The 12,962-nt window shown below is 63.3% G+C and carries 12 protein-coding genes; 2 read left to right on the plus strand and 10 right to left on the minus strand.

What is annotated here, in order from left to right:
* Positions 1 to 3 precede the first annotated feature (3 nt).
* Positions 4 to 1,632 (plus strand): GMC family oxidoreductase, encoded by a 1,629-nt coding sequence (locus NKI95_RS01785; protein WP_352713590.1) that lies wholly within the window; start codon positions 4 to 6, stop codon positions 1,630 to 1,632.
* Between the two features lie 10 nt (positions 1,633 to 1,642).
* Entirely contained in the window at positions 1,643 to 1,954 is a 312-nt protein-coding gene (locus NKI95_RS01790; protein ID WP_352713592.1) for a Dabb family protein, read from the plus strand.
* On the opposite strand, the gene NKI95_RS01795 is transcribed toward NKI95_RS01790, so the two are convergent.
* The 10 genes from NKI95_RS01795 to NKI95_RS01840 form a co-directional block, all read right to left on the minus strand.
* On the minus strand, positions 1,955 to 2,800 hold the full coding sequence (locus NKI95_RS01795) for an EamA family transporter (RefSeq protein ID WP_352465875.1): 846 nt from the start codon (positions 2,798 to 2,800) through the stop codon (positions 1,955 to 1,957).
* A 7-nt stretch (positions 2,801 to 2,807) separates the two neighbouring features.
* On the minus strand, positions 2,808 to 3,722 hold the full coding sequence (locus NKI95_RS01800; protein WP_352713594.1) for an endonuclease/exonuclease/phosphatase family protein: 915 nt from the start codon (positions 3,720 to 3,722) through the stop codon (positions 2,808 to 2,810).
* 89 nt (positions 3,723 to 3,811) lie between these two features.
* A complete protein-coding gene (locus NKI95_RS01805; protein WP_352713595.1) occupies positions 3,812 to 5,362 on the minus strand; it encodes a cation:proton antiporter in 1,551 nt (516 codons plus the stop codon).
* 161 nt (positions 5,363 to 5,523) lie between these two features.
* Positions 5,524 to 6,588 carry an ABC transporter ATP-binding protein gene (locus NKI95_RS01810; RefSeq protein ID WP_023675358.1) on the minus strand — a complete coding sequence of 355 codons (1,065 nt, stop codon included), beginning with the start codon at positions 6,586 to 6,588 and terminating at the stop codon, positions 5,524 to 5,526.
* 16 nt (positions 6,589 to 6,604) lie between these two features.
* Positions 6,605 to 7,396: an ABC transporter permease gene (locus NKI95_RS01815; protein ID WP_352568166.1), complete on the minus strand. Its 792-nt coding sequence runs from the start codon at positions 7,394 to 7,396 to the stop codon at positions 6,605 to 6,607.
* On the minus strand, positions 7,393 to 8,307 hold the full coding sequence (locus tag NKI95_RS01820) for an ABC transporter permease (protein ID WP_352713597.1): 915 nt from the start codon (positions 8,305 to 8,307) through the stop codon (positions 7,393 to 7,395). Before NKI95_RS01820 ends, NKI95_RS01815 begins: the two co-directional genes overlap by 4 nt.
* 64 nt (positions 8,308 to 8,371) lie before the next feature.
* Positions 8,372 to 9,478 carry an ABC transporter substrate-binding protein gene (locus NKI95_RS01825; RefSeq protein WP_352713598.1) on the minus strand — a complete coding sequence of 369 codons (1,107 nt, stop codon included), beginning with the start codon at positions 9,476 to 9,478 and terminating at the stop codon, positions 8,372 to 8,374.
* 242 nt (positions 9,479 to 9,720) lie between these two features.
* Complete coding sequence (locus tag NKI95_RS01830; RefSeq protein WP_352713600.1) at positions 9,721 to 10,893, minus strand: iron-containing alcohol dehydrogenase; 1,173 nt, start codon at positions 10,891 to 10,893, stop codon at positions 9,721 to 9,723.
* A 38-nt stretch (positions 10,894 to 10,931) separates the two neighbouring features.
* Positions 10,932 to 11,417 (minus strand): DUF2569 domain-containing protein, encoded by a 486-nt coding sequence (locus tag NKI95_RS01835; RefSeq protein ID WP_352713603.1) that lies wholly within the window; start codon positions 11,415 to 11,417, stop codon positions 10,932 to 10,934.
* A gap of 42 nt (positions 11,418 to 11,459) precedes the next feature.
* Positions 11,460 to 12,848, minus strand: a complete 1,389-nt coding sequence (locus tag NKI95_RS01840) for an aldehyde dehydrogenase family protein (RefSeq protein ID WP_352713606.1) — start codon at positions 12,846 to 12,848, stop codon at positions 11,460 to 11,462.
* Positions 12,849 to 12,962: the final 114 nt, after the last annotated feature.

Below are 12,962 nucleotides of genomic sequence, written 5' to 3' on the forward strand. Positions count from 1 at the left end.
CCCATGACCGACTACATAATCGTCGGCGCCGGCCCGGCCGGCTGCGTACTCGCCAACCGGCTGAGCGAAGATCCGTCGCATCAGGTGCTGCTGCTCGAAGCCGGCGGCAAGGACTGGCATCCGCTGATCCATATGCCGGCCGGTTTTGCCAAGATGACCAAGGGCATCGCCGCCTGGGGCTGGTCGACGGTGCCGCAAAAGCACATGAACGACCGCGTCTTCCGATACACGCAGGCCAAGGTGATAGGCGGCGGCTCGTCGATCAACGCCCAGATCTACACGCGCGGCAACGCCCGCGACTACGATGCCTGGGAGAAGGAAGAAGGCCTTGCCGGCTGGGGCTATCGTGACGTGCTGCCCTATTTCAAGCGCGCCGAGAACAACCAACGCTATGCCAACGATTTTCACGGCGACCAGGGCCCGCTCGGCGTGTCGAACCCGATCGCGCCGCTGCCGATCTGCGAGGCCTATTTTCGCGCGGGACAAGAGATGGGCATGCCCTTCAATCCCGACTTCAACGGGGTAGCCCAGGAGGGCGTCGGTTACTATCAGCTGACGCAGAAGGACGCGAAGCGCTCCTCCGCCTCGGTCGCCTATCTCCGGCCGATCCGCGAGCGCAAGAATCTCACCGTCAGGACCGGCGTTCTGGTGACGCGCATCGTCGTCGACAAGGGCCGCGCCATCGGCGTCGAGATCGTCGACAGGCCGGGCGGCCAGCCAACGATCCTGCGCGCCGAGCGCGAGGTGATCGTCTCGTCCGGCGCCATCGGCTCGCCGAAGCTTCTGATGCAGTCGGGCATCGGCCCGGCCGACCATCTGAAGGCGGTCGGCGTCACACCGGTGCACGATCTGCGCGGCGTCGGCTCCAACCTGCAGGATCATCTCGACCTGTTCGTCATCGCCGAATGCACCGGCGATCACACCTACGACAACTACGCCAAGCTGCACTGGACGGCTTGGGCCGGCCTGCAGTATCTGCTCCTGAAGAAAGGCCCGGTGGCTTCCAGCCTGTTTGAGACTGGCGGCTTCTGGTACGCCGATCCGACCGCCGCCTCTCCCGACATCCAGCTGCATCTCGGCCTCGGCTCCGGCATCGAGGCCGGCGTCGAGAAGTTGAACAATCCGGGCGTGACATTGAACTCGGCCTTCCTGCGCCCGCGCTCGCGCGGCACGGTGCGGCTGAACAGTGCCGACCCGGCCGACCGCCCGCTGATCGATCCGAACTATTGGTCCGATCCCTATGACCGCGACATGTCGATCAAGGGGCTGAGGCTGGCGCGCGAGATCATGCGGCAGAAGGCGCTGCAGCCCTATGTGCTGCGCGAGGTACTGCCGGGACCTGACCTGCAGAGCGGCGACGAGTTGTTCGACTACGCCTGCCGCAGTTCCAAGACCGACCACCACCCGGTCGGCACCTGCCGCATGGGCCACGATGCGATGAGCGTGGTGACGCCCGATCTCAGGCTGCGCGGTATCGAGGGCCTGCGCGTCTGCGACGCCTCGGTGATGCCGCGCATCCCCTCCTCCAACACCAATGCGCCGACGATCATGGTCGGCGAAAAGGGCGCCGATCTGATCCTTGGCCGCGAGCCGCTGCCGCCGGCAGTGTTTTCCACCAACCGAGCGGCATGAAGGACAAGGAATGATCAGGCACTGTGTCTTCGTCAGATTCCGCGACGATGTCGCCAACGCCGAGCGCGCGGCAATCCATGCCGATCTCGAAGCGTTGCGGTCGGTGATCGACGGCATGGGCAAGGTCGAATTCAGCGCCAATACCAGCCCGGAACCCTTCGCTCGCGGCTTCACACACGGCTTCACCATCGACTTTCGCAATGCCGCGGCACGCGATGGCTATCTCGAGCATGAAGCGCATCAGCGAGCCGGCGCAAGACTGGTCGCGGCGCTCGAAGGCGGCATCGACGGGCTGATGGTGTTCGACCTGGAGATCGCGTGACTATCCCATTCTCAGCGCAACGACGCCGGCGACGATGCTAAGCACCGCGGCACCTCGCCATGCCGTCATCTTCTCGCCGAGTGCGAACACCGAGATCATCATGGCGAACAGGATCGATGTTTCTCGCAGCGACGCCACCGAGGCGATCGGCGCCTTGGTCATCGCCCACATGACGATCCAGTAGGCGCCGCCGCTGAGCACGCCGGTATAGATTCCCGCCTTCCAGTCGCGCGCCAGCACCGGCAGCGCCTGTGGGCCGCGAAAGACGACGCACAGCACCAGCGCCCACAGCGCATCGCAGACGAACAGCCAGGCCGCATAACTCGACGCGGTGGCGGCCAGCCGCGCGCCGCTGCCGTCCGACAGCGTGTAGCTGGCGATGAAGATCGATGTGCCCAGCGCGAAGCCGACGGCGCGCAGGTTCAATTTCTCCAGATGCGCGCCGCCGCGAAACGACAGCACCAGCGTGCCCGCCGACAACAAGAGGATGCCGACGATGGCGAGCGGCGCCGGCATCTCGGCAACCACCACAATGCCCCCCAAAGCGGCCAGCAACGGCGCGGTGCCGCGCGCCAGAGGATAGGTCTGGGCGAAATCGCCGGCCTTGTAGGCGCCGATCAGGAACGTCCTGTAGCCCATGTGGAAGACAACCGAGGCGAGGATGTACGGCCACACTTCCGGCTTCGGCACCTCGACAAAGGGCAACGTCACCAGCGCCGCGGCACCCATGCCGAGCGTCATCAGCGTGATCGACAGGAAACGGTCGAGATGGACCTTGACCAGCGCGTTCCAGATCGCATGCATGGAAGCGGCGGCGAGCACCGCGAAAAAGACAAACAGGCTCATCGTCGGTTCATCCGCCGCCCGTTCCGATGGCGATCGGCGTCTCCAGGTCGATATCCACCCAGAGCGGAAAATGGTCGGAGGCGATTTGGCCGATATCGGCGCTGACTGAGCGCACGCGCCCCGCAAACATGCCGCCGACGAAGCAATGGTCAAGCCGGCGCTTTGCGATCCTGCCGTCGATGGTCTTCACATGGGTATGAAAGTCCGACGTCGGTTCGCTGGCGACGGCGGCGGCATCGACAAAACCGTCGAGATAGGAGGCACCGCGATGATAGGGCGTGCTGCCGACGATGCGCCGGTACTCGGCGCTGCCCGGCTCCATGTTGAAGTCGCCCATCCAGATCGCCGCCACGGGGTTTTCCGGCTCCTGTTCGCCATTGCTCCAGTTGCGCGCCGGCTCGTCGTCGGCGCCGCTCCATGGCCCGCCCTCGGAGGGCGTACGGCGATGCTCGGCGAGCAGGTATTCGATCTGCTCCAGCCGCTCCTCGGCGGCGATATGCGCGAGATGCAGCGACAGCACCCGCACCGGGCCGGCAGGGGTGCGGATCATGCATTCGAGTGCCGCGTTGCGGGTGTTGAGCGGACGCAGCGTGCGCCTGAGCGGCAGCGTATGCAGCCGCGACCAGACGATCGGCAGCTTCGACAGAACCATGGTGCCGAATTGCCGCCGCCGGTTGGCGACGCGGCCGTCACGCCGCTCGCTGGCATCCATGTCGAAGGCCGGACCGTAGACCCAATGGTAGTCGGGCAGCAATTGCGAAAGAAGTTCCGGCTGGTCGTCCTCGTTGCTGCGCCGCCAGTGCCGCTCCACTTCCTGCAAGGCGATAATGTCGGCACCGGCCACGACATTGGCACAGCGCGCCAGGTCGTAGCGGCCATCGCTGCCGAAGCCGTACTGGATGTTATAGCTGACCAGCTTCATTGCTTATCCGGCTCAATTTCTTGCTGGCAGTAGCCGTTCGCTGGATTGGTTGCAATGTGCAGCCGGACAGAGGCAGCTTGGGCCAGATGCTAAGTGGTCAGCGGCTGGAACCGACCGGGCGGGGATGCTGCCAGTTCCGACCAGTCGATCTCTTCCTCGAGGCGGTGGTAGGCCTCGTCGCCGATCGTTCCGTCGATGCGCAAGCGCTCCAGCGCATCGCGCTGGCTCTTGATGGCATAAAGACGCAGTCTGTCATACTCGGTCGCCGCCTGGGCATTCTCCGGGTTTTCGGCGATGGCGCGCTGGGCGGCATATTGCTCTCGCACCGCCCCTGCCGCGCTCGATGTCTTGCCGCTGAGCACGTCGAGCGCCGCCTGCATGATGGCGACGCGCGCCTGCGCCACCTCCCGGTCGACCGTCCGGTCGAGGTCGAGATTGAGCAGAAGCAGCAACGGTTTCAGGCTGACGCCTTGCAGCACCAATGTGCCGAGCACGACCGTGAAAGCGGCGAGCACGATCGGATCACGGCCCGGAAAGTCGGCCGGCAAGGCGAAGGCTGCCGCAAGCGTCACCAGGCCGCGCATGCCGCACCAGCCGATGAGCACGCCGCCGCGGAATGTCGGTGCGTCCTTCCGCCTGTCCTCGTCGCCCAGACGTGCCAGCTGTCTGAGGATCGCGCCGCAGCCCAGCACCCAGACAAGCCGCGATACGATGACGACGGCCAGCACGGCCAGGGCAAAGACGAACGCCTCGCTTTGCCCTTGTTCGGCAAGTCGGCCGACGATCGATCGCGCTTGCAGGCCCATCAGGACGAAGGCCAGGACGTTGAGCACGAACACCGCCGTCTCCCAGACCGAGTAGGAGCTGACACGATTCCTTGCCGGCATGCGGCGCGGCGACGTACGTGCGATCGTCATGGCATAGACGACGATCGTGATGATGGCGGAAAGCCCTATCCTGTCGGCCAGGATCCAGACACCGAAGGTTGAGGCGAATTGAACCACTGTGCCGCTCGCCGGATCGTCGATGCGGCCGAGTATCGCGAGAGACAACCGGCCGAGCACATAGCCTGCGGCAAGGCTGCCGACCGTCGACAGCAGGATCATTGGAACGGCACTGCTCAACAGGATGGAGCCGGCGGCTGCGGAAACCGACATCCTGTAGATCAACAGCGCCGTGGCGTCGTTGAGAAGGCTCTCGCCTTCCAGGATGGCGGTGATGCGGTGCGGCACCTTGAATTGTCCGAGTACGGCCGCGGCTGCCACGGCATCGGGCGGCGCTACGATCGCGCCAAGCGCTATGGCGGCGGCAATGGGCAGGCCTGCCATCGTCCAGCCGACCAGCGCGACCGTCACGGTGGTGAAGATGACGGCGCCAAGCGCCAGCAGGATGAGCGAAACCTTGTAGCGGTTGAGATCGCGCAGCGACGTGTCGTAGGCCGCGTCGAGCAGAACCGGCGCGATGAACAGAGCGAGTGCCAGTTCCGGGTCGATCTCGATGGTCGGTGCAAACGGCAGGAAGGCGATACCGGCGCCGGCCAGCGCCAGCAATGACGGATAGGGAATCTGCAGACGCCGCGACAGCGCGGTCAGGGCGACCGCGATGAGAAGCAGGACAAGGGTGAGTTCAAAAAGCGCCATGTCCTATCGTAGCGGTGAAGCCGGGCGATTGGCACTGCAAAAACGGCCACGGCTTTGGCTGCTGGTGAATGGTGAATGGTGAATGGTGAATGGTTGCTTGCAGAGAAATTTCGGCGCGTAAAGTGCCCTCTTACTATTCACTATTCACTATTCACTATTCCCTAATGCAGCACCAGCATGTCGCCCGACGAGAACGAAATCTCGGCCTTTTCGCCGACAGCGGGTGGCGGTGTGGCCGGACTGTTGAACGTGTCGAGCGAGACCGTGCTGCCGCCGATGCCGACGCGCACCCGGATGACCGAGCCGAGGAAATGCACCTCGGCGATTTCGCCCGAAAGGCTGGAATCGCGACCGGGGTGGCGGCCGAGCGAGATCGCCTCGGGCCGCAACGCCAGCGACAGCGTGTCGCCGGACTTCGAGCCGTTGAGCTTGCCCTTGAGCGAGACCTCTTGCGAGTTGACGCGAACCTTGCCCGAAGCCGCGTCGGTGACCGTGCCTTCGAGCACGTTCAGCGTGCCGACGAAATTGGCGACGAATTTGGTTGCCGGCCGGTTGTAGATCTCGAACGGCGTGCCGACTTGCTCGGCCTTGCCGCCATACATGACAGCAATGCGGTCGGAGATCGACAGCGCCTCTTCCTGGTCGTGGGTGACGAAGATGGTGGTGATGCCGAGCTTCTTCTGGATCGAGCGGATTTCCTCGCGTAGCGACACGCGCACCTTGGCGTCGAGCGCCGACAGCGGCTCGTCGAGCAACAACAGCTTCGGCTTGGGCGCAATCGCCCGCGCCAGCGCGATGCGCTGCTGCTGGCCGCCGGAAAGCTGATAGGGATAGCGGTCGCCCATCTGCGGCAGCTTGATGATGTCGAGCATTTCGGCCACGCGCCTGTCGGCATCGGCTTTCGGCATACCGGCGACCTTCAGCCCGAAGCCGATATTCTGCGCCACGGTGAGGTTCGGAAACAGCGCATAGGCCTGGAACACCATGCCGACATTGCGCTGATTGGGCTTCAGCCGGGTGATGTCCTTGCCGGCCACGACGATCTTGCCGGCGGACGGCTCCTCGAAACCGGCGACCATGCGCAGCACCGTCGTCTTGCCGCAGCCCGATGGCCCGAGGAAGGAGACGAATTCGCCTGGCTCGACGTCGAGGTTGAAATCCTGCACCACGGTGATGGGGCCGAAGGATTTTCGCACATGCTGGATTGAGAGGAAGGGCTCGGTCATGGCTTTTTCCTTCGGGTCAGTTCGGACGGTTCGCCGATCGCGGCGCGAAACGCGACAGGATCTGGATCAGCGACATGCAGCCCCAGGTGATGGCGAAGGCGATGATGGCAAGCGCCGCCGGCTCGTAGGCGCGGTTGGCGCCGACGTTCTGCAGATAGGGTCCGAAGGCAGGCCGGTTGAGCAGGCTGGCCATGGTAAATTCACCGATGACGATGGCGAAGGTCAGGAAGGCGCCCGACAGCACCGCGATCAGCACGTTGGGCAGGATGACCCGGGTGATGATCGTGCCCCAGCCGGCGCCGAGGATCTGCGCCGCCTCGGTCAGTGTCCGCACGTCGATGGTGCGAAGCCCGGTGTCGACGGCGCGATACATATAGGGCAGCGCCAGTGTCGCATAACCGATGACCAGCAAGGCATTGGCTCCTGTGTCGCTGGCCAGGAACGGCAGCGGTGAATTCGACCCGTACATTCTGATGTAGCCGAAGACGATGACGATGGCCGGGATGACCAGCGGCAACAGCGTGATGAACTCGACGACGGGCCTTAGCTGCGGCAGCCGCAGACGAATCCAGTACGCCGCCGGCACCACCACCAGCACGCCAAGGACGATGGTGAAGATGGCGGCGACCACCGAATAGATGAAGGTCGCCTGGAAGCGGGGATCGCCGAGCACGACCTGATAGGCATCGAAGGAATAGGCGCCGCGCCGCATGCGCATGGAGAATTCCACGGTCGCGATGAGCGGAATGAAGAAATAGGCAGCGCCCAGCGCGAAGACGATCCAGGCCCAGAATCTGCCGGACTTCATTTGAGCCACCTCTCAGAGCGCGTCCGGAACCAGATGTAGAAGACATTGGCCAGCCCGGTGATGACGATCATGCCGAAGGCGATGGCGTAGCCGAGATGGGCATTGTGCAGCACGTCACCGCGGATCTGCGCGTAGAGCAGGATAGGAACGATATTAAGCGAGGAGCCGGTCAGAGCGTAAGCGGTGGCGATGGCACCGAAGGCGTTGGCGAACAAGAGGATGACGGTGCCGAGGAAGCTTGGCCAGATCACCGGAATGACGACCAAGCGCCAGAACTGCGCCTGGGTCGCGCCAAGCGTTGCCGCCGCTTCGCCCCATTCCTTCTTCAGCCCATCGATCGCCGGCACGATGATCACCACCATCAGCGGGATCTGGAAATAGACATAGGTCAGCGTCAGGCCCCAGAACGACAGGATGTTGAAACCATGGGCATAAATGTTGAAGCCGACCAAGACGTTGAGCAGCACCGTGGCGAGCCCGAGCCGGCCGAGCGTCGCGAGAAAGGCGAAGGCCAGCGGCACGCCGGCAAAATTGGAGGCCACGCCGGAGAAGGTCAGCGTCGCCGAGCGTATCCAGTCCGGCAGCCCGCCGCGCACGATGGCGATGGCAATGGCAAGCCCCGCGAAAGCACCGATCAGCGACGAGGCGAGGCTGACCTTGATTGAGATCCAGTAGGCGGCAACGATCGACGGCTGCGCCAAGGCCGCTATGTTTTCGAAAGTGAATTCGCCGGCATCGTTCCGGAATGCGCCCAGCATCAGATAGAGCGTGGGCAGGATCAGGAACATGATGGCGAAGATGAAGAAAGGCGCAACGCCAAGCCATTGCGTCGGCAGCCTCATGCTGCGGGCGTCGGCAGGAGGCGCGGTCTTCCCGGCAACAGCGTGATCGGACAACGAGATATCGGTCATGCGCCGGCTACCGTCCTGGAGGTATGCCGGGCGGCGATCTAAGCCGCCCGGCTGATCTCAAGTCTTACTTGACGTTGGCGCCGACGACGGCATCCCAGTTCTTGGTGATGGCTTCCTTGGCCTTGCCCTGCTCGTCGAGCGTCGGGAACACCGCGGCTGCATAGGACTCGGCCGGCGGCAGCTTGGCCATCACGTCAGCCGGGAGCTTGCCATTCTTGGCGAGGTCGTTGAAGCGGATCGGGTGACAATAGCCCTTCAGCCAGCCGATCTGGCCTTCGTCCGAATAGAGATATTCCAGCCATAGCTTGGCAGCATTCGGGTGCGGCGCGTAGGCACTAATCGCCTGAACATAGACGCCGGCGACGACACCGGTCTTCGGCACGACGACGTCGACCGGCGGATTGCCCTTCAGCGTATCGCGGCCGGCAAGCGCGTTATAATCCCAGGTCACCAGGATTGGCGTCTGGCCTTGGGCAAGCGTCGCGGGCTTGCCGATGACCGGCACGAAATTGCCGGCGGCGTTGAGCTTCTTGAAGAAGTCGAGACCAGCCGTGCCGGCGGCTTCGCCGGCAGCCGCACCGCCGGAAAGGCCGGCGGCATAGACGGCCTGGATGGCCTGGTTCGAAGCGCGCGGGTCACCGGCGAGCGCAACGGTATTGGCGAATTCCGGCTTCAGCAGGTCGGCCCAGTCGGCCGGCGCTTCCTTGACTAGGTCCTTGTTCACCAGGAACGAAAGCACGCCGTAATAGTCGCCGGTCCAGAAGCCATCGGCATCTTTGGCGCTGTCCGGGATCGAGTCCCAGGTTGATACTTTGTAAGCCTGGATCAGGCCATCCTTCTTTGCGGTGGGGCCGAACGACAGGCCGACGTCGATGACGTCGGGCGCCTGCGGGCCCTTGTTGTCCTTGTTGGCCTTGATCGCCTCGACCTCGTCACCGGAGCCGGCATCGGGGTTGAGTTCGTTGATGGTGAGTTCCGGATATTTCGCCTTGAAGCCGTCGATGACCGCGCCGTAGCCGCACCAGTCATGCGGCAGCGCGATGACCGTGAGCTGGCCTTCAGCCTTGGCTGCGGCGACCAGTTCATCCATGGACTGGGCCGACGAGATGGCAGAGGTCGCCATCAGGGCGACGGCCGAAAGGGAAAACAGTTTTCCCGTGAATTTGAACATGTGTTCTCTCCGTTGAACTGACGCCGTTGGACGCCTGCGATGCGGTATCGTTTTCGTGTGACAGCCAGATGAAAGCTTTGTGAAAGCGACGCCCTGCAGTACGAAAAAGTAAACTCTTTTTAACCGGCTGTAGCAATCGCTGCGCCGTTATTTTTCCGGCTAACTAGTTTCGGCCTTGCCTTTCATCCTTTCCCCCTTTCTTCGCCTCTTTTCCCAAGTGGATTTCCAATGCTGAAGTTGTCTTAGACGGCGCCGGCGATGGCATTTTCGAGCAGCGTCAGCGCCGCCTTCTTGGTCAGCTTGACCGGGTTGCCGCCGGCGGTCGGGTCGACCACCGCCATGTCGGCGATCAGGCCCTTGCGCTTCTTGTCCATGTCGAGCCCCTTGATCAGGTCGGGCAGCGCGTGCGGCACCTTGAGCTCCTTGCGCAGCTTGATGATCGCCTTGGCAAAGCCGTCGAAGCCGCCCTTGATGCCGCAATAGGCGGCGAGCCGGGCGATGCGCGGCTCGATCGCCTCGCGGTTGAAGGCCAGCACATAGGGCATGAACACGGCGTTGGTCATGCCGTGGTGGGTGTCGTAGAGCGCGCCGATCGGATGCGACAGCGAATGAATCGCGCCAAGCCCTTTCTGGAAGGCGGCGGCCCCCATCGCGGCGGCACTCATCATGTTGGCCCGGGCGACCAGATCCTTGCCGTTGGCATAGGCTTTCGGCAGGTTTTCGAAGACCAGCCTGATGCCTTCCACGGCAATGCCGTCGGCCATCGGGTGATAGCCCGGCGCGCAATAGGCTTCGAGGCAATGGGCAAGCGCATCCATGCCGGTGCCGGCGGTGATGAAGCCGGGCATGCCGACCGACAGTTCCGGATCGGCAATGACGATCGCCGGCAAAAGTTTCGGATGGAAGATGACCTTCTTGGTATGGGTCGCTTCATTGGTGATGACGCCGGCGCGGCCGACCTCCGAGCCGGTGCCGGCCGTGGTCGGCACCGCGATGATCGGCGCGATCGCATCGGCATCGGCGCGCGTCCACCAGTCGCCGACATCCTCGAAATCCCAGACCGGACGTGTCTGCCCGGCCTGGAAGGCGATCAGCTTGCCGAGGTCGAGCGCCGAGCCGCCACCAAAGGCGATGACGCCGTCATGCTTGCCCTTCTTGAACACGGCAATGCCGGCGGTCAGGTTGGAATCCACCGGGTTCGGCTTGACCTCCGAAAACACGCCATACGGCACCTTGGCGTCGTCGAGGATCTTCAGCGTCGAGGCCACCACCGGCAGCTTGGCCAGTCCTGGATCGGTGACGAACAGCGGCCGCTTGATGCCGGTCGCCGCCAGCACCTCCGGCAGCTCCTTGATGCGCCCGGCGCCGAAGCGGACGGTCGTCGGGTAATTCCATTTGGAAACGAGTTTTGTCATTTCGACCTTCTTGACTGCTTTCATGCTCTCGGATGTCGTTAATTCGCAAAGGTATTGGCCACACGGTCTGAGCGCATCATGTACGGAATCCAGATGGCTGCGGCCCAGACGGAGCGGTAAATTCCGCGCATCGTTTCCGTGTCGAACGCATCAGCCAAGGTTGGAAAGGTCTCGGGAAAAACCAGATGCGCGGCCCATGGGTCGAGGATGGCATATACCGGCATCGCGACTGCCCAAATCATGTACCAGCCGGGGAATATCTCCCAGCGCTTGAACATGAAGAACAACAACAGGGCCGGGGCTGTAAAGCTTAGAACGCCTGCTGTCACCAGTTCGGCAACGAGCAGCGCACCTTGAGAAAAACTGAAGGCCTGCCAGTCGAAGCCGAGATAGTCGACACCAAACATTTGCATCAGCCCCAGTATCGGCGTGAGCATCAACCCGAGCATCGGCAGGACAAGCCATCCGCCGATACCCTCGGGACCTTCACGATCTGGCAGGGCCGATTGTTGCGTATCCGCCATTACTCCCCCTCAACAGCGATCGTATGCTTGTCGATCGCCACCTTAGATCGCTTCGCGTAGATGGTATGATTTCGGCCTGGTCAGATTGTCGTAGCCGATGGCCGACAGTGCCGCGCCCTTGCCGGTGTCCTTGACGCCGGTCCAGACCAGCGCCGGATCGAGATAGTCGCAGCGGTTCATGAACACGGTGCCGGTCTCGACGCGATCGCCGATCGCCGCTGCATGGTCCGTGTCGCGCGTCCAGATCGAGGCGGTCAGCCCATAGGGGCTGTCGTTCATCAGCGCGATCGCCTCCTCATCGTTGCGCACCTTCATGATGCCGACGATCGGGCCAAAGCTTTCCTCGCGCATGACGCTCATCTGGTGGTCGACCTGGGTCAGCACTTCCGGCGCCAGATAGGGCGAACCTTGCCTGTCGTTGGCCACCTTCATATTGATGTGCGCCTTGGCGCCCTTGCGCAGCGCCTCGGCCTTCTGCTCACGGATCAGGTCGGCGAAGCGCGCCTGCGCCATCGGCCCCATGGTGGTCGCCTGGTCGAGTGGATTGCCGATGACGTAGTTCCTGGTCTCGGCGATGAAGCCTTCGACGAATTCGTCGTAGACCTTCTCGTGGACATAGACGCGCTCGATGCCGCAGCAGCACTGGCCGGAATTGAAGAAGGCGCCGTCGACCAGATTGGCAACGGCATGGTCCATCGTGGCATCCGGCAGCACATAGGCCGGATCCTTGCCGCCAAGCTCGAGGCCGAGCGTCATGAAGGTGCCCGCCGCCGCCTTTTCGATGGCGCGGCCGCCGGCGACCGAGCCGGTAAAGTTGACATGGTCGATCTTGCCGGAGCCGAGCAGCCTTTCGGTCTGCGCATGGTTCAGGACGAGGTTCTGGAACAGGCCCTTGGGCAGGCCGGCTCTGTCGAACGCCTGCTGAAAACGTTCGCCGACCAACAATGTCTGTGCCGCGTGCTTGAGGATGACGGCGCTGCCCGCCATCAGCGCCGGCACGATGGTGTTGACGGCGGTGAGATAGGGATAGTTCCACGGCGCGATCACCATGACCACGCCGAGTGGCACTTTTTTCACATAGCGGCGAAAGCCGTCCTTCGGATTAGAGGCCATGACCGGCTTCAGTGCCGCCTCGGCGATCTCGACCATGTAGGAGACGCGCTCTCTGACGCCGCCGAACTCGCCGCCATAACGCACCGGCCGACCCATCTGCCAGGCGATCTCCGGCACGATCTCGTCTGTCATGGCGACCAGCGCTTCCAGCATGGCAAGCATGTACTTGCCGCGCTCGACGACCGGCGTCTGCGCCCACTTCTCCTGCGCCGCCTTGGCGCGCTCGACCGCGGCACCGATCGCCTGGTCCGTCGCCAGAGGCCGTTCGGCATAGATCGAACCGTCGACGGGGGATTTTATCTTGACCGTTTCGGTCATGCCTTGGGTCCTCGCATTCTACAATAATTCTCGTTGGTCACGCCGCCCCTCATCCGCCTGCCGGCACCTTTCCGCCTATAGTGACGGAGAAGGGACAAGCTCCAGCGCTGGCGA

The sequence above is a fragment of the Mesorhizobium sp. M0306 genome, assembly GCF_040321655.1.
In the GTDB taxonomy this organism is placed as follows: Bacteria; Pseudomonadota; Alphaproteobacteria; order Rhizobiales; family Rhizobiaceae; genus Mesorhizobium.

Coding starts and splice junctions, on each gene's coding strand:
- NKI95_RS01785 (WP_352713590.1), top strand. CDS start 4: ATGACCGACTACATAATCGTCGGCGCCGGCCCGGCCGGCTGCGTACTC.
- NKI95_RS01790 (WP_352713592.1), top strand. CDS start 1,643: ATGATCAGGCACTGTGTCTTCGTCAGATTCCGCGACGATGTCGCCAAC.
- NKI95_RS01795 (WP_352465875.1), bottom strand. CDS start 2,800: ATGAGCCTGTTTGTCTTTTTCGCGGTGCTCGCCGCCGCTTCCATGCAT.
- NKI95_RS01800 (WP_352713594.1), bottom strand. CDS start 3,722: ATGAAGCTGGTCAGCTATAACATCCAGTACGGCTTCGGCAGCGATGGC.
- NKI95_RS01805 (WP_352713595.1), bottom strand. CDS start 5,362: ATGGCGCTTTTTGAACTCACCCTTGTCCTGCTTCTCATCGCGGTCGCC.
- NKI95_RS01810 (WP_023675358.1), bottom strand. CDS start 6,588: ATGACCGAGCCCTTCCTCTCAATCCAGCATGTGCGAAAATCCTTCGGC.
- NKI95_RS01815 (WP_352568166.1), bottom strand. CDS start 7,396: ATGAAGTCCGGCAGATTCTGGGCCTGGATCGTCTTCGCGCTGGGCGCT.
- NKI95_RS01820 (WP_352713597.1), bottom strand. CDS start 8,307: ATGACCGATATCTCGTTGTCCGATCACGCTGTTGCCGGGAAGACCGCG.
- NKI95_RS01825 (WP_352713598.1), bottom strand. CDS start 9,478: ATGTTCAAATTCACGGGAAAACTGTTTTCCCTTTCGGCCGTCGCCCTG.
- NKI95_RS01830 (WP_352713600.1), bottom strand. CDS start 10,893: ATGACAAAACTCGTTTCCAAATGGAATTACCCGACGACCGTCCGCTTC.
- NKI95_RS01835 (WP_352713603.1), bottom strand. CDS start 11,417: ATGGCGGATACGCAACAATCGGCCCTGCCAGATCGTGAAGGTCCCGAG.
- NKI95_RS01840 (WP_352713606.1), bottom strand. CDS start 12,848: ATGACCGAAACGGTCAAGATAAAATCCCCCGTCGACGGTTCGATCTAT.